Origin of the sequence: Psychrobacter sp. 1Y6, assembly GCF_052258385.2 — a bacterium.
GTDB lineage: Bacteria > Pseudomonadota > Gammaproteobacteria > Pseudomonadales > Moraxellaceae > Psychrobacter.
On the sequence record NZ_JBQQEW020000001.1, the window covers coordinates 1,358,426 to 1,384,647 of the forward strand.

Annotated in this window: 20 protein-coding genes; 13 read left to right on the forward strand and 7 right to left on the reverse strand. The window is 43.1% G+C overall.

Annotated features, from left to right (window positions below):
- The first annotated feature begins 38 nt into the window (after positions 1-38).
- The 3 genes from ACTXGF_RS19460 (at position 39) to ACTXGF_RS19470 (ending at position 2,561) form a co-directional block, all read left to right on the forward strand.
- Complete coding sequence (locus tag ACTXGF_RS19460; protein ID WP_443534183.1) at positions 39-476, forward strand: DUF3429 domain-containing protein; 438 nt, start codon at positions 39-41, stop codon at positions 474-476.
- Positions 477-686: 210 nt separating this feature from the next.
- The gene (locus ACTXGF_RS19465) at positions 687-1,934 is read left to right on the forward strand and encodes an NnrS family protein (protein ID WP_443534185.1); all 1,248 of its coding nucleotides are present in this window, start codon (positions 687-689) and stop codon (positions 1,932-1,934) included.
- 111 nt (positions 1,935-2,045) lie between these two features.
- A complete protein-coding gene (locus tag ACTXGF_RS19470) occupies positions 2,046-2,561 on the forward strand; it encodes an Rrf2 family transcriptional regulator (protein WP_443534186.1) in 516 nt (171 codons plus the stop codon).
- A gap of 125 nt (positions 2,562-2,686) precedes the next feature.
- On the opposite strand, the gene ACTXGF_RS19475 is transcribed toward ACTXGF_RS19470, so the two are convergent.
- The 3 genes from ACTXGF_RS19475 to ACTXGF_RS19485 form a co-directional block, all read right to left on the reverse strand.
- The gene (locus ACTXGF_RS19475) at positions 2,687-3,433 is read right to left on the reverse strand and encodes a hypothetical protein (RefSeq protein WP_443534188.1); all 747 of its coding nucleotides are present in this window, start codon (positions 3,431-3,433) and stop codon (positions 2,687-2,689) included.
- A gap of 120 nt (positions 3,434-3,553) precedes the next feature.
- Positions 3,554-4,300 carry a hypothetical protein gene (locus tag ACTXGF_RS19480; protein ID WP_443534189.1) on the reverse strand — a complete coding sequence of 249 codons (747 nt, stop codon included), beginning with the start codon at positions 4,298-4,300 and terminating at the stop codon, positions 3,554-3,556.
- 313 nt (positions 4,301-4,613) lie between these two features.
- A complete protein-coding gene (locus ACTXGF_RS19485; RefSeq protein WP_443534191.1) occupies positions 4,614-5,546 on the reverse strand; it encodes a dienelactone hydrolase family protein in 933 nt (310 codons plus the stop codon).
- Positions 5,547-6,081: 535 nt separating this feature from the next.
- On the opposite strand from ACTXGF_RS19485, the gene ACTXGF_RS19490 reads away from it, so the two are divergent.
- The 8 genes from ACTXGF_RS19490 (at position 6,082) to mmsB (ending at position 18,215) form a co-directional block, all read left to right on the forward strand.
- Entirely contained in the window at positions 6,082-7,272 is a 1,191-nt protein-coding gene (locus ACTXGF_RS19490; RefSeq protein ID WP_443534335.1) for an MFS transporter, read from the forward strand.
- A gap of 479 nt (positions 7,273-7,751) precedes the next feature.
- Positions 7,752-9,422 (forward strand): fatty acid--CoA ligase, encoded by a 1,671-nt coding sequence (locus ACTXGF_RS19495; protein ID WP_443534192.1) that lies wholly within the window; start codon positions 7,752-7,754, stop codon positions 9,420-9,422.
- A gap of 313 nt (positions 9,423-9,735) precedes the next feature.
- Complete coding sequence (locus ACTXGF_RS19500) at positions 9,736-11,757, forward strand: propionate--CoA ligase (protein WP_443534193.1); 2,022 nt, start codon at positions 9,736-9,738, stop codon at positions 11,755-11,757.
- Positions 11,758-12,100: 343 nt separating this feature from the next.
- On the forward strand, positions 12,101-13,585 hold the full coding sequence (locus tag ACTXGF_RS19505) for a CoA-acylating methylmalonate-semialdehyde dehydrogenase (protein WP_443534195.1): 1,485 nt from the start codon (positions 12,101-12,103) through the stop codon (positions 13,583-13,585).
- Positions 13,586-13,804: 219 nt separating this feature from the next.
- Entirely contained in the window at positions 13,805-14,965 is a 1,161-nt protein-coding gene (locus ACTXGF_RS19510; protein ID WP_443534196.1) for an acyl-CoA dehydrogenase family protein, read from the forward strand.
- A gap of 32 nt (positions 14,966-14,997) precedes the next feature.
- Positions 14,998-15,780, forward strand: a complete 783-nt coding sequence (locus ACTXGF_RS19515; protein WP_443534197.1) for an enoyl-CoA hydratase — start codon at positions 14,998-15,000, stop codon at positions 15,778-15,780.
- Positions 15,781-15,835: 55 nt separating this feature from the next.
- Entirely contained in the window at positions 15,836-17,101 is a 1,266-nt protein-coding gene (locus ACTXGF_RS19520; protein WP_443534199.1) for an enoyl-CoA hydratase/isomerase family protein, read from the forward strand.
- Between the two features lie 169 nt (positions 17,102-17,270).
- Positions 17,271-18,215 (forward strand): 3-hydroxyisobutyrate dehydrogenase, encoded by a 945-nt coding sequence (gene mmsB, locus ACTXGF_RS19525; protein WP_443534201.1) that lies wholly within the window; start codon positions 17,271-17,273, stop codon positions 18,213-18,215.
- 206 nt (positions 18,216-18,421) lie between these two features.
- Here mmsB and ACTXGF_RS19530 read toward each other — a convergent pair whose 3' ends face one another.
- A complete protein-coding gene (locus ACTXGF_RS19530; RefSeq protein WP_191113714.1) occupies positions 18,422-19,180 on the reverse strand; it encodes an IclR family transcriptional regulator in 759 nt (252 codons plus the stop codon).
- A 593-nt stretch (positions 19,181-19,773) separates the two neighbouring features.
- Between ACTXGF_RS19530 and ACTXGF_RS19535 the strand changes: the two genes are divergently transcribed.
- Complete coding sequence (locus tag ACTXGF_RS19535; protein WP_443534203.1) at positions 19,774-20,652, forward strand: hypothetical protein; 879 nt, start codon at positions 19,774-19,776, stop codon at positions 20,650-20,652.
- Positions 20,653-20,788: 136 nt separating this feature from the next.
- Here the strand turns inward: ACTXGF_RS19535 and ACTXGF_RS19540 are convergent, their stop codons facing one another.
- The 3 genes from ACTXGF_RS19540 to ACTXGF_RS19550 all read right to left on the reverse strand — a co-directional run bounded on the left by ACTXGF_RS19540 (position 20,789) and on the right by ACTXGF_RS19550 (position 23,060).
- Positions 20,789-21,604 carry a 4'-phosphopantetheinyl transferase family protein gene (locus tag ACTXGF_RS19540; RefSeq protein ID WP_443534205.1) on the reverse strand — a complete coding sequence of 272 codons (816 nt, stop codon included), beginning with the start codon at positions 21,602-21,604 and terminating at the stop codon, positions 20,789-20,791.
- A 187-nt stretch (positions 21,605-21,791) separates the two neighbouring features.
- Positions 21,792-22,310, reverse strand: coding sequence for a peptidoglycan-associated lipoprotein Pal (gene pal, locus ACTXGF_RS19545; protein WP_057760480.1), 519 nt, complete (start codon positions 22,308-22,310; stop codon positions 21,792-21,794).
- Between the two features lie 141 nt (positions 22,311-22,451).
- Positions 22,452-23,060 carry a DUF6231 family protein gene (locus ACTXGF_RS19550; protein ID WP_443534206.1) on the reverse strand — a complete coding sequence of 203 codons (609 nt, stop codon included), beginning with the start codon at positions 23,058-23,060 and terminating at the stop codon, positions 22,452-22,454.
- A gap of 433 nt (positions 23,061-23,493) precedes the next feature.
- Between ACTXGF_RS19550 and pepN the strand changes: the two genes are divergently transcribed.
- Positions 23,494-26,094, forward strand: coding sequence for an aminopeptidase N (pepN, locus tag ACTXGF_RS19555; RefSeq protein WP_443571679.1), 2,601 nt, complete (start codon positions 23,494-23,496; stop codon positions 26,092-26,094).
- Positions 26,095-26,222: the final 128 nt, after the last annotated feature.

Consider the following 26,222-nt stretch of genomic DNA (forward strand, 5'->3'; position numbering starts at 1 on the left):
TAACTATTATTAGAGTAATCATAAGATAGGTTTAAACGATGAAAAAGCCCAGTCCTTATTTAACTTTTGCAGGTGCTATTCCGTTTGTCGCCTGTGCATTTTTGCTGATGATAGACGTTGTTACCGTGCCTATGCTTGGTTCAGTACTCGATGTATTGAGTACTTATGGACTAGTGATTGGCTCATTTATGGCAGGTGCGCATTGGGGTAATCATTTAGATTTAGCTGAAGACAATAAGTGGGCAGTTAGGCTTCCATTATATAGCAATGTCATTGCGCTTGGCCTTTGGCTTGGGTTTTTAATCTTATCAGCCAGCAGTTTTATTTGGCTATTAGTGATTGGGTTTATAAGTCTGTTGGTTATTGATTATAGCCTTCATCGAGCGCAGATTATCAGTCACACATATTTTAAAGTTAGGCAGTATGTCACGGCGATAGTGGTCATATCGTTAGTCATCGCGGCATTACAGTTGTAAGTGGTATTGACTAAGTCATGTCTAAATAATAGCTAAAGAACAGCCAGCCTGATTTCTCTATTTTTATAATTGGGAAATTTATTTTAGAGATTTCCGCAAGCATAGCACTTCGATGAGTAAAGTGTTTGATAGTTAAACTAAATATTTATAAAGTTCATTTTAAATGAATGTTATAATTAAGGTCATCTATACTCCTCTAAGAAGATGGCTATGCAATCTATCAAGTTACCTAGCAAGCCACCAAGTTCCCCACATCCTATCCTTAATTTGAGCTTTCGCGTATTTTTTAGTGCTGCTGCACTATTTGCCGTAGTAACGATGCTGCTATGGGCGTTTGTGTTTACTGGTTATACGGATATCGATGCACAGGTTTTGAACCCGTTATACTGGCATGGCCATGAAATGGTGTATGGTTATGCCTTGTCAGTGGTAGCAGGGTTCTTGCTAACCGCGGTCAAAACATGGACAGGGGTAATGATGCCGCATGGTTATAAGCTGCTAGGTATCTTTGTCTGTTGGTTGCTGGCACGTCTGAGCTGGTTGGGTTTTGGGATTGGCATAGCGGTCACAGGTAGTAGTGTATCGTTGTTATATATAGCAGCCATTTTTGATGTATTATTTATCGCCTCAATGGCATTTGTGATATTCCAAGCGGTACTACAGGTCAAACAGTATAAGCAAATAGGTATCTTGGCAAAACTGGCTCTGCTGACATTTGGCAACGGACTTTGCTATTGGGGCATTATCAATGCTGATATGAACACAACCAAGATAGGCATTTATTTTGGGTTCTACTTGATCATTGGGTTAGTGCTAACGATTGGCCGACGCGTAGTACCATTTTTTATCGAACGTGGTCTTAGTATGGGTATAGAAAAGTCAGAACCCGTTAAACTACGTAATAGTAATACACAAGATATCGCAAGCTTAGTGTTTTTCTTCGCCTTTTTTATTAGTGATGTATTTTACCCAAATAAATATCTGCTGACGGTTACTGCACTTGGTGTGGCAGTGATTAATATCGTTCGTCTGATAGGGTGGTATCATCACGGTATTTGGAAAAAACCATTACTTTGGTCGTTGTATATTGCGTTTCTAGGCATGTGTTTGAGTTTTTTACTATACGCATTACAGTCTTGGCTCGGTTATCCGCACAGCATCGCTATGCATGGACTGGCGATTGCTGGTGTTGGTATGATGACGTTAGCCATGATGACTAGAGTATCTCTGGGACATACGGGTCGCAGTATTCATCAACCGCCAAAAACGGTAAGCGTTATGTACGGTTTGATGGTATTGGTATTTATCAGCCGTGTGTTACTACCATTAGTAGATATGAGTCATTACCTAATATGGATTATGATGGCGCAAAGTGCTTGGATTGCGTGTTTTGTGCTATTTTGCATCAGTTATCTGCCCATGCTGGCACGTCCTCGGCCTGACGGTTTATTTGGTTAAAGCGGGCTAACGATACTGTTTACAAATGCTTGTCCAAATGTTATTACCAAAAATGCGACTTACTTTGTCTAGCTTAATATATAAAATTTATAAAAATAGGAACGCAAGTACATGCGACTGACCAATTATAGTGACTATGCGCTACGCTCATTGATTTATTTAGCCGTAAGACCAGATCCATCACTATTGGCTAATATTAGCGATATTGCTGATAGTTATGGTATTTCTAAAAGTCATTTGACCAAAATTATTCATCAGCTGGGTCAGCTCGGTTATATAGAAAGTGTGCGCGGCAAAAATGGCGGCATACGCTTGGCACGTGCGCCTAAAGATATTAATTTGGGCGTATTGATCAAACAGATAGAGCCTGATTTTAATCTGGTAGAGTGCTTTGCCGTACCAGCGTCTCATAAGGATAGTGAGCAGGGCGCTCATCAGGCGGATTTGCCAGTGACATTCATTGAGGAAAAAACGAATAAATCACTAGGCTGCGTGATTAGTCCAGCCTGTCAGCTAAAAAGCGTGTTTTTTGAAGCACTCACCGCATTTATCAATGTGCTTGAACGTTATACATTAGCAGATATTCTTAATAATGAAGATGAGCTTGCGACATTGCTGTTTCGATAATAAGTTTCGATCATCGCATGTTTTATAAAGTCATTGGCTTAAGAAATGGGTCGCTACACTAGTAAATATAGTAATAGCGACCCGTTTTTATATTTATTAAGAATATATGTTTAAGGTGTGAGAAGTTAGGCGTTTTCTAGTTTTGGACGTGCTTTCTTGACAGCTTTCACCAGTGCTTTCTCAAACCCACCTTCTTTGAACTGAACAAGATAAGAATGCGCAGCACAGAAGTTGCGAACGTCACGCCATTCATGAGCCAAATTGGTCGCCCAGTCGCAGTATTGCGCGCCAGCGTTTGGCTCGTTTTTCAGAGCTTTTTTGGTCGTAGGATGTAGTATTAGCTCAGGTAATACAGCTTCTAATAACTTCGTTGGTGGACTCATAAAAGTATCATCTACGTGCAAGCTTTGACTGGCAGGATGATAGGCCAATAGAGAGCCTGCATGAATCATTTCATTAGGCGATATATAATAAATGCCCTCTGACATTGAAAACTTAAGCTCAGGATAGCGTGCAGCGACTGCGTCACTTTCAACCAAGTCATCGGCCCAATCGATTTCTGGTACTTTTTTATGATGACGGCTACTGCCATAAAAGGTGGCTTGCGGGAAGTCTTTGGCCATTTGAGCACAGCTGACTGTATGAAACGGATGTACGTTCAGCACCGCTTCGACATCTTGACCATTGTTAGTGAGTGCCATGACCTCATCTCGAACATCACCTGTTAGGGCATAACTGTCCAAAAAGATAAATTTCCCTGATGGTAGTTTGATCAGCGAGCATTGAGTGCCAATGTTTAACACACCACCGAGACGGAATGTTCCGCGTATGTTCCAAAACCCCGCGCCTAAATCATGAATGTGATCAGTCATTTATAATTTTCCTCATCTAGTTAATGAAATAAAATATGTAAATAAAACAAAGCTTCTTTTTCACTGTAAGCTTCATCTTTCGAGTTTTTTTAATAATATATTTTCTAAAGGTTCACGCTTTTATGCTTTTTTAAGCTCAGGGCGAGCCAAATCAATCGCTGATATAAGTGCTGACTCAAATTGACCTTTATCAAATATCACCAATCCCGAATGCGCACCGCAAAAATGACGACCATCGCGCCACTCGTGTGCTAGCTCTACTGCCCAATTACAATAGTGCTTAGCTGCGTTTGGCTCATCTTTGAGCGCTTTTTTGGTAGTAGGGTGTAAGCCTAGGTTAGGCTGCACGGCATTTATTAACTTGGAAGGGGGTATCTCAAAGGTATCATCGACATAAATGCTCTGGCTAGCAGGATGATAGACCAACAATGAGCTGGCATGAACCGTCTCGTCAGGTGAGATGTAATGGATGCCTTGAGGTATAGAAAATTGGAGTTCAGGGTAGCGTGCAGCAACGGCATCGCTTTCGACCAAGTCATCTGCCCAATTGACTTCAGGTACTTGCTCTGGATGTCGGCTACTCCCATAGAATATTGCTTGCGGAAAGTCTTTGGCCATTTGAGCACAGTGTACTGTATGAAACGGATGAACATTGAGGACGGCTTCGACATTTTGACCATCATTGGTCAATGCCATGACTTGCTGACGCACATCACCAGTTAATGTATAGCTATCTAAAAAGATAAATCGCTCTGATGATAGTCTTATAATTGCACATTGAACCCCAATATCAAGTATGCCATTTTTAATAAATGAGCCTCGAATACTCCAAAATCCCGCACCCAAATCATACATCTCATCAGTCATCAATATTGCTCCTTAATCGTTCATTTATTCAATCGTTTTACTTGTTTGTAGCACGCTATAGTCGGTTCAATATAATTTAGATACAAGGAAGGCGAGTTAAAGTATTACAAGTTGTAGACTAAGCGAGCCTGACACCGTATCCAACTTATAGAGGATTGACTATACGATTATTAATTTTTATGGCAGTAATGTCTGTAAGAAAAAAGATAGAAGCAATGTAAATGTGTAAAAATAAAAAAGAGTTGTTATTCAAATGTCATCATCAGCAATGAAAGCTGTCTTTTCTTCCTTTTATAAGTAGATTAAAAAATAGCTATAAACAGTCTTCGTAATCATAGGCTGAGATAAGAGAATCATCTTTGTAGCTTTCATTGCCACATAAGAATCTATCGAAACGTGTATCGCCGTTAATATAACGTTGCATCCATGCGATAGCAGGTTTACTTAATAGTTTCTCGTTAAAACGATGGCTGGCACAGAAGTGACTGCCGTTGTTAATCTCGACCTTCATTTTTGGACCGTCAGCTTTTTGATAGAAAGTATTGGTATATTTTTTATTCGGAGCGATACGGTCATTTTCACAAGCGATGAATAGAGCAGGCGTATCCATCGCACCATAGCTCGTATCATGATAGGGCGTTTGTGCAATGATGGCTTGCACCGTACTGCGCTCAGTTGCCAATCGTAGCGCACCGCCGCCGCCCATTGACCAACCAATCGCGCCCAAACGATTTTGATCTATCATATGACCCACTGTTTCATCAGCGAGGAGATGATCGAGAGCTGCGCTCAATTGTTCAGCACGGCTATCTGGATTGTCGTAAATGGAGCTAGTATTAATAGTAATAACGACAAATCCCCAAGAGGCCAAACGCGGTCCCCACCATTTGATAGAAGACTCATAAGACACGTAACCTGGCACTACCGCGATACCACCTAGCAGACCACAGCTAGTAGCATCCGTTGGATAGTGTATGGTACCGCCACCGAAGCCATTGGCTGATTGGCGACTCACATGCTTGGTACTGATAGAAAACGGACCGTTATCGCGTGTCTTCATGAGCTCAGTAGCAGTGATAGCGTCATCCTTTATACAGTCTACTGCCGCTAGTGATTTTGTAGAGTCGAGTGTGGATTCAACTGGACTGAGACCTTTAACCTTAGTTTCGGACACAGTTATTTCTGCTACAGCCATTGTAGAGAAAACCAATGTGCTCATCGCGATAATAAGTTGTGAAAGCACCATATTTTTTGTCATAGTAAATTGTATTCTAAAAGTTGTGTAATCGTGCACGCCTTTAGGTTAGAAAAAATAGACGTAGGTAGTGATTGTGGACGGTCAACGCTATCTATCGTTAAAGCAGTTAAGTACTTAACAAGTGCGTCAAGAGCATCTAACCATACTATCCTGTATATGCAGTAAACGTAACGTTGATCATGACCTTGTGAGTCGAAAACGGTCTTTACCGTCTCAAGTCGAAATGTGATTCCTAGTCAATTTTTTCTACGATAATCTCGTACCCAAATAAAGAATCTATCAAGCGTTAATAACACTTTTAAACCTGAGTATATTGGTGAGTGTGCTACCATAATTGGCTTGTCATTATGATAAGCATTTATCATTTAATAATGGTGCTTTTGCTTATACATTTAGCATAAATCACCGTTATTCCTCTCTATCATCCACGCCAGTGACGGTTATTATTTGCAGTCATGGTATAACCAATATAGTCAGATCCCCTGTGAATAATTCTAAAGATCAGATCCAAGATATAACAGCTGTGCCATCAGTCACCTCTAATCATTCAACGTCGTGGATATTGAAGCTCACAATTGGTCTAATAGGTATGTTTGCTTTTTTGCAAGTGTATTCTATTCAGGCAGTACTACCGGTCATGATGGTGGACTTTGCTGCGACCGAAGTACAAGCAGGCATGATCGTTGGTGCCACTGTGTTAGCCATTGCGATTATGTCACCATTTCTAGGCATGCTCTCAGATGCAGTCGGGCGCAAGTCGTTTATCGTTGGTGCTTTATTGTTTTTAGCGATACCGACAGCGCTCATAGCCCAGAGCTCGAGCATTGAATGGGTCGGCATTTGGCGCTTCATGCAAGGATTGTCTGTACCGGGTATTACGGTGGTGACAATTGCCTATATCGGTGAGGAGTTTGAGGGCCGGGCGATGACTGAGCTGATGTCCTTTTATGTGTCAGGATGCGTGCTTGGCGGCTTTATGGGTCGGTTCTTGTTAGGGCATTTACATGAGCTGATTGGCTGGCGGCATGGTTACTACGTCATGACCGCAATGACCTTGCTAGGCGCGATATGGGTCGGCAAGATGCTACCATCGTCTCGTTACTTTGTGGCCAACCCTAATTTTCGCTCGGCGATACAGACGCTGGGTGAGCATGTCACCAATCGCTATGTGGTAACAGCATGTCTGCTTGGCGCTTGCGTGCTGTTCTCCCTTGTAGGCTGCTTCACTTTTATCAATTTACATTTGGCAGATAAGCCTTATGAGCTTGGTACTGGTGCGCTCGCCAATATTTTTGCAGTATATTTGCTTGGTGTTATTATCACGCCATTATCGACGACATTGCTACGCCGATTTGGCTCAGCGCGTACAGTACGGGTGGCTATCATCGTATCTATGGTTGGATTGTTATTAACTTTGGTCGCGCCATTATGGGGGGTGATTATAGGACTGGCTATTATGTCGTCAGGTGTGTTTATTACGCAGTCAGCGACTATCAGCTATATTGCGGTCAATGTGAAAAAGGGCCGCTCATTAGCATCGGGTCTATATTATATGGGCTACTATACAGGTGGTACGCTAGGGGCATGGCTAGGTGGCATAGCTTATGCGCGAGGGCAGTGGTCTCTTACCGTATGGTTGTTATTGTTTGTGCAGGTACTGGCGTTATTAATAGCCAGTTTTGGAATGATTAAAACCACAGTACGGGCAAAGTGACTGGCTGTCTGATGTAGTATATGTTTAGTTAGCTATCTTATGATACTTAATGTAAGACCGCTTTACACAGCGTCGCTTTTTTCTTACTATCAATAACGATGTTAGGGTCTGTTGAACATTCAAATATTAGGGCTGCTGATTGCTAAAGGTGCACCAAACGAGGCGCAAGCCGACGATAATGTCGAGACCTTAGCTAGGTTTGCAACAACGTTTGGGGTGATTTTAGCATCAGCCTTTCAGGGCAGTACTATTTTTTGCCAATATATGGCGAAATTATCTAACCTAGAATGACTAGGCGTCAAAAATTGCACTGCATATTGTCTAAAAAATAGTGACTGCCAGCACCACATTTGAATGTTTAACAGACCCTATTATTATAAAAATTAAAATGGTTAGCGCAGTAGATTTTATGCTGCTATTAACTTGATTATTATTGTTATTTATCCCTTATAAGTACGACAAACAAGGAAGTCAAATCTATGTCAAACATTTACCACAGTGCACCATCTGCCTACGATTATCCATTACTGGTCAAGCAATTATTAAGCCGTGCAAAAACGGTATCGCAAGATCAAGAGATTGTGTATGCGGACAAAAAGCGCCTGACGTATAAAGAGTTGTTTGAGCGTATCAATCGCTTGGCCAATGTATTGGCAGACTTAAAGCTTGATGCAGGTGATGTGGTTGCCGTGATGGATTGGGACAGTCATCGCTATCTTGAGTCTTACTTTGCCGTGCCAATGTCAGAGTACGTTTTACAGACCGTCAATATCCGTCTATCGCCTGAAAAAATCCTCTATACCATCAACCATGCTAAGCCTAAAGTGCTCATGCTCAATTCTGAGTTTGCGCCATTGGTTAAAGATTATCAGTTTGAGAACTCAAGTATCGAGCATATTATCTGGCTTGATGACAACGGTGTCACTGCTGAAGGTATCTTTGGTAGCAACCAAAGCCGTGTCACAGGCGAGTATGAAGCGCTATTAGAAGCTGCCAATAGCGAATTTGATTTCCCAGATTTTGATGAAAACACCATTGCGACGACCTTTTATACGTCAGGCACGACAGGTGATCCAAAAGGGGTTTTCTTTAGCCATCGTCAGCTAGTGCTACATACACTAGCAGAAGCGGCAACCTTGGGTATGCTGCCTGATAAGCAAGGCGTAAGCTATGGCGATGTCTACATGCCTATGACGCCAATGTTCCATGTACATGCATGGGGTTTTCCGTTTACAGCAACGATGGTAGGTCTAAAGCAAGTCTATCCAGGTCGTTATGCACCTGATACGTTGATGGATTTAATTATCAATGAAAAGGTCAGTATCACCCATTGTGTACCAACGATTTTGCAAATGGTACTCAAAGAAGCACAGGATCGCGATGCCAGCTTTAATGGTTTAAAAATGATTATTGGTGGTTCAAGATTGACCGAAGGTCTAGCAAAAACGGCGATGGCCCAAGGCATTGAGGTCTATACAGGCTATGGGATGTCGGAGACCGCCCCGCTTATTAGCTTAACGGGTTTTAGTCTCGATGAGCCTGAAATGACTGAAGAAGAAGACATTGCCCGTCGTTGTATGACAGGTAAGCCAGTATTAATGGTCGATGCTCAGGTATGGGGTGAAGGCAACAAGTCAGTGGGAACTGGGCCAGACAATACAGGTGAGCTTGTACTACGCGCGCCTTGGTTGACCCAAAGCTATCTCAAAAATGACGACGCTGGCAAAGAGCTGTGGGAAAATGGCTATATGCATACCCAAGATATCGCCTACATACGTCCTGATGGCTATATCAAAATCACCGATCGCTTAAAGGATGTAATCAAATCAGGTGGTGAGTGGATTTCATCATTAGAGATTGAGACCATTTTATCACTACATCCGTCAGTGGCTGATGTGTCAGTGATTGGGGTGCGTGATAAGCAATGGGGTGAGCGTCCGTTGGCTTTGGTGGTGCTAAAGCCTGATGCTAAGGATACCAGTGCTGATGATATTAAAGCGATTGCAGAAAAGGCGGTAGAGCGCGGTATCATTCCTAAATATGGCGTGCCAAGTCAGTTTAAGTTCGTTGATGAGCTACCAAAAACTTCCGTTGGCAAACACGACAAAAAAGTCATGCGTGAGATGTATGCCAATCAAACTGAGATATAATTAGTATTGATTAAATGTTCAAATATTTGTATTCGTCAAAATGTAGTGCGTATTACACGCTTAATAGTTGACCTTTCCGATAGGCTCTGCTACATTTTAAACCGATACATATCGTATCGGTTTTTTAATTCTGGCAAGGATGACCAGTATTTACTAAGACATGGTTTTTTATAGTTGAAGCATTTTAGAGTTGGTATCAGCCAGTTGCACGCAGACAGAGCGTCGCGCGAGGTGAATACCGTTATAACTTATTGAGTGCCTTAACTATAAAATACTATTGCCTCATTTCTCGTTTATGCTAAGGACAGCTACTATGAGCGACCATTCCCAATCCCCAGTTTCTACCCAAACGACAGACACGCCAAACTTCGCTGATATTTATCATGAGTCTATTTCGGATCGAGAGCAGTTTTGGGCTGAGCAGGCGAAGCGTATCTATTGGCATAAAGAGCCTGAACAAATTTTAGATGACAGTAATCTGCCTTTTGCCAAATGGTTTGTCGGCGGTGAGACCAATCTTTGTTACAACTGCGTCGATCGCCATCTAGCAGACCGTGCAGAGCAAGATGCTTTTGTGTGGGTGTCATCAGAGATTAATCAAGAGTTGATAGAAACCTTTCCAGCAGTTGTTGATTCGTTTAAAGATCTGGGTAACAACGTTGAGTTTTATACAGACTATACCAAGCGTCGCCTGACTTATAATGACTTGTATAAAGAAGTTAATTATTTTGCCGATGTGCTACAACGTCACGGTATTGGCAAGGGTGACCGTGTCATTATCTATATGCCAATGATATTGGAAGCCGCTTACGCTATGCTGGCTTGTGCGCGTATTGGTGCCGTCCATTCAGTCGTATTTGGTGGGTTTGCCGCCCATAACTTGGCTATCCGTATGGATGATGCCGAGGCCAAAATGGTCATTACGGTAGATGCAGGGCTACGCGGCGGTAAAGTCGTCAATTATAAAAACCTAGTCAATCAAGGCGTCGAGCAAGCGACTGTCAAGCCAGAGCATGTACTGGTGGTCAATCGTGGTATATTGCCATTTGAAACAAAAGACATCGATGTTGATTATGCGACCGAGCGTCGACATAGCTGTGAGGCCAATGCAGTCGTAGAGCCAGTTTGGCTTGAGTCAAATACCCCATCCTATTTGCTTTATACTTCTGGTACTACTGGCACACCAAAAGGGGTGCAGCGCGATACCGGTGGTCATGCAGTCGCGCTGACGACGTCGATAGATTATGTCTATGATGGCAAGGCAGGCGAGACGTTTTGGGCGATATCTGATATTGGTTGGGCTGTAGGGCACTCTTATACTATCTATGCGCCGTTACTGGCTGGTATGACCAGTATTATGTATGAGGGCTTGCCGCATATGCCAAATCCAGGTATCTGGTGGCGTATCGTTGAAGCTAACAAAGTCAATATTTTGTTCACTGCACCCACAGGTGTGCGTATGCTCAAAAAACAAGACGAAAGCTGGATGACGCGCTACGATGTGTCTAGTGTGAAGTCGTTCTTTTTGGCAGGCGAGCCGCTTGATGAATCGACGGCTAGTTGGTTGACTCAGCATCTAGGCGTACCGATTTTAGATCACTATTGGCAAACAGAGTCTGGTTGGCCAATCTTGAGCCATACGCCAAAATTCAATCATAAGCCGCACAAGCAGGGGTCACCTGGTTACCCCATGTATGGCTATGAGGCGCATGTCATCAATGAGGAAACAGGCGGTCCTTGTCAGGCTGGCGAAAAAGGATTGCTTGCGATTAAAGCACCACTGCCGCCTGGTTGTCTCACCACGGTATGGCGTAATGACGAGCGCTTTATCAGCAGCTACTTTGGTCTGTTTAATGGCCAGCAGTACTCAACCTCGGACTATGCAGTGACAGACGAAGAAGGGTATTTTTATATCTTAGGGCGTACCGATGACGTGATAAACGTCGCAGGACATCGCATAGGCACGCAAGAGATTGAGGAGGCTATCAGTACACATCCAGAGATGGCAGAGTGCGCTGTAGTGGGTATTCAAGACGAGCTAAAAGGCGAGCTACCTATTGCATTCTGTGTCTTAAAAGATCAGACGCAAATTGAAACCACTGAAAACCGTTTCCGCATCGAGCAGCAAGTGATAGGTGCTGTCGTAAAATCTTTGGGAGGTATTGCGCGACCAGCCGCTATCTATTTCCCGCAGGCACTGCCAAAAACCCGCTCTGGTAAAATCTTACGTCGCTCAATTCGTGCTCTGGCAGAAAACCAACCGACAGGAGACATGTCAACGCTTGATAACCCAACCGCTATCGATGCGATCAAGCAAGCGATGAAAGATTATTGATTGGTATAAATTAACCTCATACAAAAATAGTAATATTGTTCATCGCGTATCAAAGTTAGGTTAACTTTAAAAAGCTCATGAGTCATCATGGGCTTTTTTGTTTTTGTTATTTAAACAATTTTTATAGGAATACGTGCCATCAAAATAAACTTAGATAAAATTTCGATAAAGCGCTTGACCATAAAAATGGTTTATTGTTATAGTCAATAACGATACAAAATAAATCATTTTAAAATTCAGTTTTTAATAATGTTTTATAGACAAACACTCATCGCTTTTATTTTTCTAATAAATATCTAGGTGCCGTCACACGGTAGTCTCGCAAAAAAGATAAGGATATCTTATGCACCACGTTCAACAGCTCATCAATGGTCAGTTCGTACAATCAAACACCGACGAATGGATTGATATCACCGATCCTGCGACTCAAGAAGTCATCGCCAAAGTGCCACAAACCACCAATGATGAGATTAATCAAGCAGTCGCAGCTGCACAGACAGCGTTTGAAACATGGCGCAAAACGCCAATTACCACGCGTGCGCGTATCTTTTTAAAGTATCAGTCTCTGATTCGTGATCATATGGATGAGCTGGCAGAAATCTTGACCACAGAGCAAGGAAAGACGATTGCTGATGCACGCGGTGATGTGTTCCGCGGTTTAGAAGTAGTAGAGCATGCCGCTGGTATTGCCAATCTGCAAATCGGTGACTTTGTAGAAAATGTTGCGTCAGGGGTCGATACTTATAGCATTTGGCAGCCACTCGGCGTTTGCGCTGGTATTACGCCATTTAACTTCCCAGCGATGATTCCGTTATGGATGTTCCCAATGGCGATTGCTACGGGTAATACGTTTATCCTAAAACCTTCTGAGCAAGATCCAATGGTCACAATGCGTCTCGTAGAGCTAGCGATTGAAGCGGGCGTACCAGAAGGCGTTCTTAACGTAGTGCATGGTGGCAAAGCCACCGTCGATGCTATCTGTGACCATCCAGATATCAAAGCCGTTTCTTTTGTGGGTTCTACCAATGTTGGCAAACATGTCTATGAGCGTGCAAGCCAGTCAGGTAAACGTGCACAGTGCATGATGGGCGCAAAAAACCATGGCGTTATCTTGCCAGATGCTAATAAAGAACAGACGCTCAATCAGCTAGCAGGCGCAGCATTTGGTGCCGCTGGTCAGCGCTGTATGGCACTGTCGGTCGTCGTACTAGTAGGCGCAGCTGGCGAGTGGATTGATGAGATTAAAGCAAAAGCAGAAAGCTTGGTCGTCTCAGCTGGCAAAAATGACAAGGATTTAGGCCCACTGATTTCGCCTGCCGCCAAAGCTCGTGTTGAGCATTTGATTGGAACTGGGGTAGAAGAGGGCGCAAGCTTGATTTTGGATGGTCGTGGAATTACTGTTGAAGGGTTCGAGAAAGGTAACTTTGTAGGCCCGACTATCTTTGATAACGTCACAAGCGATATGCAAATTTATCAACAAGAAATCTTTGGCCCAGTACTGTGTATCATGCGTGCTGCGAGCTTAGATGAAGCGATTGCACTACTGAACGCCAATCCGCATGGCAATGGCACGGCGATATTTACCCAGTCAGGGGCAGCTGCACATAAATTCCAACAAGACATTCAGGTTGGTCAAATCGGTATTAACTTGCCGATTCCAGTGCCACTTCCAATGTTCTCCTTCTCAGGGTCACGTGGCAGTAAGCTTGGCGACCTAGGTCCTTATGGCAAGCAAGCCGTACAGTTCTATACTCAGACGAAGACCGTGACTGCGCGTTGGTTTGATGATGAAGCGAGCCGCGGTGTTAACACAACGATTTCAATTTAAGCGTCCGCTCATTGTTGTTTCAGTATGACATTTTGTGTTTTCGGTATGACGATAATGCGACTTGCGGTACTATTAAACGCAATTTTATTATCGTTATGCCGCTATCATGTCGCGCTAATGTCTTATAAAATCTCTGATCAACATTTTTACTAACGCTTTTATTAACGTTTATCTGAGATTTAAGCCCTCTATTTGATCTATAAGAACAAGGATGACCCTATGGATTTTTCATTGACCGATGACCAAGTCGCCTTTCGCCAAACCGCCCGCCAGTTTGCGCAAAAAGAGCTAAAGCCAAATGCTGCCGAATGGGATCGTAACTCGCATTTCCCAATAGATGTGATCAAAAAATCTGGTGAACTCGGCTTTTTGGGATTGTATACCAATCCAGAGTATGACGGCTTAGGCCTCCCAAGACTGGACTCAGCGATGGTATTCGAAGAACTTGCATGGGGCGATACGGCTGTGGCTGCTTATATGAGTATTCATAACATGGCCGCATGGATGATTGGTGAATATGGCAGCGATACGCTATGCAAAAAATATCTACCTAACATGGTCAGCGGTGAGTGGCTTGGTAGCTATTGCCTAACAGAACCAAATGCAGGCTCTGATGCAGCCTCCTTACGTACCAAAGCGGAAAAGCAAGACGATCATTATGTACTGAATGGTGAAAAAACCTTTATTTCTGGCGCAGGCTCAACCGATGTATTGGTAGTGATGGCGCGTACTGGCGCGGCAGGGCCAAAAGGCGTGTCAGCGTTCGTCGTAGATGCCAATAGTGCTGGTATCGAGTATGGAAAAAACGAGCACAAAATGGGCTGGAAAGCACAGCCGACACGCACGATTAGCTTTAAAGATGTAAAAGTTCCAGTAGAGAACTTGATAGGTGAGGAAGGCCAAGGCTTTCGTATCGCGATGAAAGGACTAGATGGTGGTCGTATTAATATCGGTATTTGTGCGGTAGGTACAGCACAAGCGGCGTTAGAGACCGCAACCAGTTACGTGCAAGAGCGCAGTCAATTTGGCAGCCCGATTGCCAGCTTACAATCGGTACAGTTTAAACTTGCTGATATGTTGACTCAGACCATCGCCGCACGCCAAATGCTGTATCTAGCAGCTGATAAAGTCGATAACAATGATGGACAAGCGTCTACCTACTGCGCAATGGCAAAGCGTTTATCTACAGATCTTTGTTTCGATGTTGCCAATGAAGCCCTGCAATTACACGGCGGCTATGGTTATCTAAACGAATATCCACTTGAGCGCCACGTACGCGATTTGCGTGTCCATCAAATTTTAGAAGGCACCAATGAGATCATGCGAGTGATTATTTCACGTCAGGTCTTGCAAGATGAAGGGTTAAGTCAGCTCCGCTAATTTATCTCGTTTTACTGAAACAAGGATGTTTTATGACAGATTATACAAATCTACAGCTATCAATTGATGGCCATACCGCAACATTGACGTTGAATAACCCACCGGCACATACATGGACGATGGACAGTTTGCATGCGCTTAAGCAGCTCATCACCGACCTCAATGCCAACGACGATGTCTACGCATTAATCGTGCATGGAGATGGCGAAAAGTTCTTTTCAGCTGGTGCAGATTTAAACAACTTCTCAGATGGCGATAAAGGCCGCGCCATAAGCATGGCGATTGCATTTGGTGAAGCGTTCGAAGCATTGTCTGCCTATCGCGGTGTCAGTATCGCTGTCATCAATGGCTATGCGATGGGCGGCGGTCTTGAGTGTGCGCTCGCATGTGATATCCGTATTGCAGAAGCGCATGCCCAGATGGCACTGCCAGAGACAGGCGTAGGATTATTACCATGTGCTGGCGGCACGCAAAACCTACCTATGTTAGTAGGGGAAGGTTGGGCCAAACGCATGATACTGTGCGGTGAGCGGGTCGATGCAGATACGGCATTGCGTATCGGTCTGGTTGAGGAGGTCGCTGCAAAAGGTAAGGGGTTGCAAATCGCTCAGGCCTTGGCAAAAAAAGTCGCTAAGCAATCACCCGTCGCCGTCAGTTATTCTAAAAAGCTTATTCAAGCGGCTAGAGACACCCCACCTGCGCAAAATCTTATCCATGAGCGTGAAGCGTTCGTGAAGTTGTTTGATACCAAAGATCAGCGCGAAGGGGTACAAGCATTCTTAGAAAAGCGTAAACCCAATTGGCAAAACAAATAAGCCGCGGTCAAAACGCTTAAGCCATTTTTATTATTTAATTTTGTAGGTCACTTTTATGACAGCAGCGACGAAGGATATTAACTCCCAAAATTCAGTAAATAATGCAGCACAAGAAGCGCCTGTATTGTTCAATACTGAATCGACAGATTGCGGGCACTTGATTGGGGTAATGACACTTAATACACCCAAATCGCTTAATGCACTCAGCGTTGATATGTGTCAACTGCTCTCAGCGCAGTTAGAGCAGTGGCAAGCGGACGAGCAAGTGGTAGCGCTTGTGTTAAAAGGTGCGGGCGATAAAGCGTTCTGTGCGGGCGGTGATATTCGTAAGCTCTATGACAGCATGTCTACCAGTGCACCAATGCCAAACCCGTATGCCACTGAGTTTTTCAGTCACGAGTATCGTCTCTATCGTCAAATGCACTTTTATCCAAAGCCACTAATACTTTGGGGTGACGGTATCATCATGGGCGGCGGTATGGGACTGATGGCAGGGTGTAGTCATCGTCTAGTCACTGAGCGCACGCGTTTTGCCATGCCTGAGGTCACGATTGGACTGTTCCCTGATGCATCTGGCAGCTGGTTTTTGCAGCGTATGCCTGCCAAAACGGGTTTGTTCTTAGGTCTAACTGGCGCGATGTGCAATGGCAACGATGCGCTATTGGCTAATCTAGCAGAGTATGCCGTTGCTAGTCATGACTATAATGCCGTCATGCAGCGCCTCAAACAGAGCAACTGGCGAACGGTAGATAACACTAGCAGTTCAAATAAGTGCCATGATAATAATGCGCATAGTATTGTCAGTCGTGCGCTTGCTGAACTACCTATTGCCGAAATGCCTGATAGTAAGCTTGCAACTTACTGGCAGCCTATTCAGCAACTGATGAATAGTGGCGGTCTGGTCGATATCGATGCGTTGCTACAAAGCGATACTGCGCTCTCACAGCTAAACCAAGACTTTGCAGCAGACAGCTGGACTCAGCGAGCAGTTGCAACCTATCGGCATGGTTGCCCAGTGACAGCAGCATTGACCTACGCGCTCTATTATAAAGTCGCTGACCTATCGATCGAACAAGTACTGTATTTAGAAACCAACGTCGCAGTACACTGCGCGGCCAATCCTGATTTCAAAGAAGGCGTGCGAGCATTATTAATTGATAAAGATAGAAGTCCTAAATGGTCGCGTTCATTAGCAGACTGTCTCAGTATAGAAGGGCAGGCGTATATCGATAAGCACTTTGCCAACCCTTATCCAAAAGGTGAGCATCCTTTGGGCGATTGGCTGGGTAAGGATGCCTTGGGTAGTCAGTATGTCGGCTAATTGCCTAAAAGGGATCTATAACGTAAGACTATCAGCGATTTCATAAAGTTTTAAAGAAGGATGTTGAGACTTAAAATAGCAGCATTCATTAGTAAGCAATACTCGCTAATAAACACTGTTAAATAGTATGTAGCAATAGCTACATCATAAATCATCAAGGAGTGATGAGATGGGTACAAAGGATATAAGTACAATAAACAATGACACCACTAAACCAAATATTGCCTTTATTGGGCTTGGTAATATGGGTGCGCCAATGGCAGAGAACTTATTAAAGGCAGGTTACGAGCTATCTGTTTTTGATTTGTCTGAGGTTGCAACCCAGCGCTTAGCACAAGCAGGGGCTAGCATCGCAAAAAGTCCTAAAGATGCCGCAAGTAATGCCCAAGTTGTAATTAGTATGTTACCTGCAGGTCAGCATGTACATTCTGTATATTTAGGTGATAGCGGATCTAATGGGTTACTTGCAGAGCTACCAAAAGGCACGCTTGTGATTGACAGTAGTACGATTGCGGCGGCTGATGCAAGGAAAGTAGCAGAGGCGGCAAGTAAGCTTGGGATAGACTTTTTAGATGCACCAGTCTCTGGTGGCACAGGTGGGGCAGTTGCTGGTAGTTTGACCTTTATCGTCGGCGGCGACGATGCCGCTTTTGCTAAGGCTGAGCCAATACTTGCCGTGATGGGAAAGAATATCTTTCATGCTGGCGAGCACGGCGCAGGACAAGTCGCAAAAATCTGCAATAATATGCTGTTAGGTATTCTAATGGCAGGAACGGCAGAGGCAATTAATCTAGGCGTCAAGAACGGTCTAGATCCCAAGGTGCTATCAGATATTATGCTACAAAGCTCAGGGCGTAACTGGACATTAGAAGTGTACAATCCTTACCCGCAAGTAATGGAGAACGTACCATCGAGCAATGGCTATCAAGGCGGATTTATGAGCAAATTGATGCAAAAAGATCTAAACCTTGCGATGCAGACTGCTCAAGACACTGAAGTAGAAACGCCAATGGGTGCCAAAGCGACAGAACTATACGCCTCACATACTGTAGAGAATGGTGATAAAGACTTTTCTAGTATTATCGGATGTCATGATGTCTCATTATTGTCTTAAACATGAATCTCTTGACTGTGTCTCTTTTGAATATAACCTTCTTAGATATATCAATTTTTAGGAATACCAGTTCTTAAAAATACTAATATTAAGAATTTTTAGTATTACTAGTAAGTGGCGTTAATTAAGAGAATGCATTTGCGAAAAAGAAAAAGGTCTACGCTAAAATCATAGCGTAGACCTTTTTTGATGGCTAATAGATAGTATTAGCTTTGTAGATCGTAGACGAGCGTCTGAACGTCTTGCGCGGCTTTTTGTAGGCGTGGTACATGAGTCAGCAGATCGTCAAGTGATACCCGTATGGTGGGCGCATGTAAGTAGAGAGAAGCCAGATAGCGTGACTTTTTGTCCAGTATAGGGACAGCCACTGCGACCATCTCAGAGATAAACTCCTCGTTATCAATGCCGATACCAGTATCAGCAATGCGATCAAGCTCGGCATTCAATTCATTGATATCAGTAATCGTATTCTTAGTGAACTTATCTAGTGGCAACCCTTGTAGTATTTTCATACGGCTAGTTGTAGATAGTTGGCTTAGATAGAGCTTACCAGTTGCTGTACACCACATGGGTGACTTTGCCCCAACAGGAAGATAAATCTGTAGTGGCAAGGTCGTCTGAGCGCGGTTGGTATAGATCATATCCATATGATAGGGAATGCCAATACCGCAAGTTTCTTTTAGCTCATCAACCAGTTTTTGCAAAATCATCTGTCGCTCGTTAAAGAACAGTCGTTGTTGCCATAACTCAACGCTCAAATTGCGTACGCGCTTACCAGGGATAATGCCGCCACCAATATCAACAGTCAAAAAACCATCATCAACCAAGTTTTGAATCAATCTATGAATGGTCGGTTTAGGGATATCTAGCTCTTGTGAGAGCTCGAGTGGAGAAAGCGGTTTTGAAGCATAGGACACTGCTTCTATGATTTCTAGGACACGGGTAATCGACGATACTTTAGGCATATATATGACTCAGTAGGAGTAAAGAAATAGAGCAGACAGCATCACAAAATTTTCATAAATAAGACAAATAGTGACAATACTAACGTTCTATAACAAATCTATTATAACAACTAATTTAGCATAATACTCGCTTGAGGCAAGCGTTAGTCGCGTTATGTGAGATCATTTATATCGTTTTATTTGTTAGCGTAGATTTTCTCGTGTAAGTAACAATAGATACGTCAACTAACAAGGCACACTATTCTGTAAGGTTAAGCCATATAACTGTCATTGATTTAAAGTACGTTCTAGATAATTATGTGGATATGTTTTGCAATACCCTTACATAAACATTAAGCAAGTGAAATCTCATGTTTACGCTGTTTGGTTACTTTAAGGACGTTATGTAACATAAAGGCGAATTTTTGCAGATTGGTGTAGCAATTATTACAGTACCTATGCAATCTTTACATAATGGCAAATAAAAACAGCATCAGTAGGGGTGACTTTTTAAGTCAGAATTGTTTTAATCACCTCAACAAAATGATGGTTTAACAAAAGCACAATCATCGTTTTTTATGGGCGGGTTTATTTCACACTTTAGGAGAATAATTATGAAATTGATTAAATTGACGGCAATCTCTGCTGCTGTTCTAGCATCAACTGCTGCATTAGCTGCTGAGCCAGTTATCGTTGTTGATGACAATGCTGCAGTTGCATATGAAGCTGAGCCAGTTGCAGTTGCTTATCAAGCAGAACCTGCTTCTTATGCATACGATGCTGACGCTGGTGTAGTAAGCAACACTACTGGCGCTGTTGTTGGTGGCACTAAAGGCTTCTTCAATAAAGTAGTAAACCCAGCATCAGTTAGCGCTGAAGTTGGTACTTTAGGTTATGGTGCTAACATCGGTTGGTCACTTAACGAAAAAACTGAATTGCAAGCTGGTTGGGCAGGTGGCGATGTAGCTGACCTTTTCGGCGGTGATTTTGACGCAGACGACGTAAACTACGATGTAGATTCTGATTTTAGCAACCCGTACCTAGGTGTACAATTACGTCCTACTGGTAACTGGTTCACAGTTGGCGCTGGTATTATCGTTCCTGACAACGATTTTGATGTAACTGCTAACTCTGAAGGCGGTACTTACAAAATTAATGATGTGTCATACAACGCAGATGATGTAGGTACTTTACAAGGTACTATGGAGCATCGTAACAAGCTAGCTCCTTACGCTACTATTGGTTTCCGTCCAAACATCACAAATAACTTCGGTTTATTTGGTGAAATCGGCGCAGCTTACATGGGTAAAACAGATGCTACAGTAAATGCAACTGACCCAGAAAATGTTGTGAGAGTTTCTAACGGTGTTACTGATATACCTTCTGGTCTTAATGCGGGTCAAGTTGCTAAACTTGCTGAGCAAGAGCTAGAAGATAAAGACTGGTTAGAGTGGTTGCCAATCGTTAAAGTTGGTGCAACTTACCGTTTCTAATCTAATCACAGTTTAAATACTGTCATTAGTAGAAAGTAAAAAAAACGATCCTTTTTAGGGTCGTTTTTTATGCTTAAAATAAAGTATTAAAAGATATACTAAAACTCAGGTTTGAACTTTGCTTAGAAGACCTTGCTCAAAAAACGATGACAGTCTGCTGCGATTGTAACGTGGCAATGCGGTAAGCAGATTGGTAATCCGTATCCTCACTATCATTGGGTACAAAGGCAGAGTTAATCTCTCTATTATTTTCAATCAAGCTAGGAATAAGGTGAGAGTAATCCATACCTAAGCCTTGAGCCAATGTGTATTGGTTAATTTTGATAAAGCTTTCTTTTATTTGCCATAACAGTTTGGTAGTGCGTTCACGCTGATCTGTAGACAGCTCCTGTAAAATCGTCAACTCTCTCTCTGAATAGAAACGCTTGACTACATGCCATGTAATATTATTGGTCTCTATATCGATACCAGCAGGACGCTGACGACTGATAACGACCGCTATTTTACTGTGTAAATGTGTAAAATTTGTCTGATTCGATTCTGTAGTTTGCTTTGAGCTACCAGCTCCTGTATGGCTAAAGCACACATAATGTTGACTGTTGACGAGCCGATAGGGAAAGCATGACTCATCCAAGGTGTCATCTATTTCTAATTTTTTGAGCAGTTCCTGTAATAGTTGCCTGACGCCTTGCCGCTGCTGCTGACGCTGTTTACGCGCTAGAGTAGATACTGAGTGTTTAGGTACTGTTGTCGCCACCTGATAGTGCCAATTTAAGCTACTGAACTTGATGATGTCTTTATACGACGTATTACATGATGATAACCATAATGACTTGTTCCATAAGCTTTCAGTGACTAAATGACTGATTGACTCGCTCACTTGAGCTGTCACACACCATGTCGTGGTGTCGAGTTGAGTGTACTGTATCTGAGTAAGGTTGGAAGTCGGCATATATTACTAGTCATCAAAAACGATTATTATAGAATCGAGTGCATAAAAATGTGTAAATTTGAACGCTATGTGCTGTCTAAATAATTAATATCTAATTAACCTACTAAAACCCCAAAAAGCCCAGCAATATACTCTTGCTGGGCTTTTATTAAACTATCGAACGCTATGAATAACGCTAAATCACAATTTAGTAAGACAGCTCAGCACGACGGTTTTGTGCATACGCGTCTTCAGTGTTGCCAGCTGCTGCAGGGCGTTCTTCACCATAGCTAATGACACGGATATTGTTTGCAGTGACACCTTGAGCAGCAAGGTAGTTACGTGCAGCTTGTGCGCGTCGCTCACCTAGTGCCATGTTATATTCACGGCTACCGCGCTCATCAGTGTGACCTGCGATAACGACAGTCGCTGCTGGGTTTGAATTTAGCAGGCTTACGTGTTGGTTAAGGACGCTCGCTGATTGAGCAGTAATTTCGCTGCTATCAAAGGCAAAGTAGACCACTGCTTGAATATTCTCAGCGCCAGTAATGACAGCGTTTGAGTTATCAACGATAACCGCACCATTGTAGCCAACTTGTCCACCTGGAATACCTAGCGGGGCAACGACAACTTCTGAGGTAGAACGCTTGGTAGCACAACCAGTGGTTAGTGCAACGGCGCTTGATAGCACAGCAAGAACAGCGATCTTAGAAAAACTGATTGACATGACGAGCTCCTAAAATTTTAATTAAATTTGTTTTTTTAAACTGCTTCCGATAAAACTTAGGCAATCTCTATCTATAATATACTAAATGTTAATTTATGTAAGTATTTTTACTGTAAATTACGATAGATAAAATTGAGTGTATTACCAGCGGTGCTTGTCCCAGTTTTCAGGGTTGGCCCAGTAGTCAGCATTGAGCCAATTTGGTAGTTGTTTGTAATCATATAGGTTAAATTGCCAAAGCGTTGCCGTAACGTTTGATGAGGTAATAGATTGAATGTCATCAATATTTAGAGATGGCTCATTCAATATATCAAATGGCGTAAAGCCATAAGGTTTTAGGTCTATCGAGCTGTCCAATGCAATAAGCAAATGCGCGGCATACAGGTCACGGTAGCGCATCAGTAGCGGCACATAGTGTTGAGTCAGCTCTTCTGACAAGGTGGGCAGCCAAAAGCAAGCAAGATCATAACGATCAGGTACATGCTGTTTAGCAAGATCTGATAGCGTTGATAAGTGTCGTGCGTTCAGCCTTGATTCAGTGTTCTCATTAGTAGATGTAGTGTCGTCAAGTTGTGCTTGTAGTGCTAATAAGTCCGCATGGTTATGTGTTACCCATAATGCTTCACTATTATCTTTTTTATGCTCAGGTGACTGTTCTGTCTGAGTCGTCAGTGAGGGTAGTAATGCATCAACATACTCTATAAGCAAAGGTAAGGTAATGTCTGCGCGTTTCACCGTATTTTTTGTCATATAATAAGCCGTTAGTTAAATGATTGGTCATCAGTATGACTATTAAATCATTTTCAACGACATTATCCAATTGATAACGTATGTTTCATATTTAAATCATCTTGAACCGACGATATCTTACTTTACATACTTGAAATTTGGTGATTTAGGTCAATCTAGCTATAAGCTTAACAAGAAAACCAATTTAGTAATAAAAATTAGCTTAATCATTGCGAAGTTTTGTGTATGTGCTTAGTTTATTAAGCGCTTAACTGATTAGTTAGCCTAAAGATAAGGTCTTTATTTGACTAGTGCCTTTTGCAAATAGCGAAATGATATTACTCATTATTATATTATTCACCCCTAGTAAAACTACCTTATAACCAAATCAACGATAATAATAGGACACCATATGTCTACTGCTGAAACTGATGCACAAATCATCAATCCTGAAATGCCAGATGTGCCGCCCCATGCGCCAAGCAAGATTAATCTAAAAGACTATACCAAACCAAGTTTTGATGTCGAGACAGTACATTTAGATATCAAACTGTTTGAAGACTACGCGCAGGTAGACAGTACGCTTGAGATGGTACGTCAAACGGCAGGGGATATTGTTTTATTTGGTGAGTCATTAGAGCTGCTAACGATTACGATGAATGGTAAGACGCTGAGCACTGAGGATTATCAGCAGGAAGAGGGTAAGCTGACGATTTATAATGCCCCTGAGCGAGCTACTTTAGATATTCAAGTGCGTATCTGTCCACAGACCAACACCGCGCTTGAAGGCTTATATATGGCCGGTAGCGGTGACGACACGATGTTTGTGACGCAGTGCGAGCCAGAGGGTTTCCGTAAGATTACTTTTTATCCCGATCGCCCTGATGTGTTGGCGATATTTACCACGCGACTCGAAGCAGATAAGCGCTATCCGACGTTATTGGCCAATGGTAACTTAGTCGAAGCAGGCGAAGTGGCCGATGCGCCAGACCGTCATTATGCCATCTGGCACGATCCAACCAATAAGCCAAGCTATCTATTTGCCTGTGTGGTAGCTGATTTAGATGTATTGACAGATTCTTATACGACTAGCGAAGGTCGAGAAGTCTTGCTTGAGTTGTATGCCAAGTCTGCCGATATCGATAAATGCGATGTCGGTATGCAAGCTTTGAAAGATGCTATGAAGTGGGATGAGGTCAATTATGGCCGAGCCTATGATCTAGATCGCTATATGATTGTGGCGGTCAGCCAATTCAATATGGGTGCAATGGAAAATAAAGGTCTCAATATTTTTAACACCGCTTGCGTGTTATCTAGCCCTGAGACGACCACTGATGCCCGTAGTTTTAGCGTAAAAGCTATTATCGCTCATGAGTATTTTCATAACTGGACAGGCAATCGTATTACCTGCCGTGATTGGTTCCAGCTGTGTTTAAAAGAAGGCTTTACCGTTTACCGTGATCAATCATTTTCAGCAGACCAACAGTCAAGCGCGGTACAGCGTATTGATGACGTAGCGACCTTGCGTGCCCATCAATTCAGCGAAGATGCAGGTCCATTAGCGCACCCAGTGCGTCCAGAAAGTTTTGTTGAAATTAATAACTTTTATACGACGACCGTCTACGAGAAAGGTGCTGAAATTGTGCGTATGATTGCCAATACGTTGGGGCCAGATGATTTCCGTAAAGGCACAGATGAGTATTTCCGTCGCTATGATGGACAAGCGGTAACGGTTGAGGACTTTTTATCAGCACTCAGTATCACTGACGACAAAATAGAGAATTTTATTGATTGGTATCGTCAGCCTGGTACGCCAGTGGTATCGGGTTCTCAAACTTATGATAGCGCAGCGCAGACGCTAACCATCACCTTGAATCAACAGACACGCCATGTCAAAGGCTTTGATGCACCAAAACCATTGCCGATACCTGTAGCAACGGCATTGTTTGACAAAGACTCAGGCGCTATCGTTGCTGAGCGTATGTTGTTGCTTGACGAGGCGACGCAAACCTTTGTATTTGAGAATGTAGCGAGCGAGCCTGTTGTATCATTATTACGTGACTTTAGCGCGCCAGTACAGCTTAGCTATGACTACCAAGATGCAGACTTAGCATTTTTGCTTAAGCATGAAACCAATGGGTTTAACCGCTGGCAAGTAACTCAAATGCTAGTGAATCGTATTTTGTTGCAAGGGCAAGGTGCGAAGAGTAGCCCTGATGTGTATTTGGAAGCATTGGCACAAACCTTACCCGTCTTAGCGGCTGACGATGCGATGCTAGCGGCACGGTTGCTTGATATTCCATCAGCGCAAGAGTTGGCTTCTGCTATTTCTAAAGACTACGATCCAGTGTTGGTTAAAGAGCAGCGCGATGGGCTATATAAGCAAGTGGCTGATAAGTTAAAAGACCAATGGGCTGAGCTGTACAACAATCTGCCAATGCAGTCTTATGAGGACAGCGCTGAAGCTCGAGGTATTCGTGCGCTGCGTAATGTCGTGCTCGATATGGCGTTGACTGCCAATGTAGATGCAGCAGCAGACTGGGCACAGCAGCAGTATGAAAATGCGAGCTGTATGACTGAGCGCTTCGGTGCATTGAAGGCCATGGTCAATCATCAATTGACAGGTGCAGATAAGTACTTAGCGGACTTCTATGAGCGTTTCCAAGCAAATGATTTGGTTATCGATCTGTGGTTCAGTGTACAAGCTGCCGCTGATGATGTGACGCCTGATATGGTTAAGTCGCTACTGACGCACACAGACTTTGATTGGAATACGCCTAATCGTGTCCGCTCAGTTATCAGCGCGTTTAGCTCGCAACCAACGGTACTTTGGACGGCGGAAGGTCTAGAGATGTATACAGGCGTGATTCAGAAACTAGATAATGCCAACCCTGTGTTAGCGTCACGCTTACTGCAAGTACTAGCCCGCTGGAATACATTGGCTGAACCTCGCCGTCAAATGGCGCATGAGCAGCTAGTAGATTTACAGAAGAATGTCTCATCTAAGCATGTGCTCGAAAGCTTAGAGAGCGTGCTAGATGCTGCAAATAGTTAATTGAGAGCAGTGCAGTACTAGCTAAAATACCATTTTCAGAATAAGGTTAGCTCTGACCAATTAATGAAACACGTATCGTTAATGGTCATTGCTAATCGAGTTTTAGAATACATTATTTTTTATAGAAT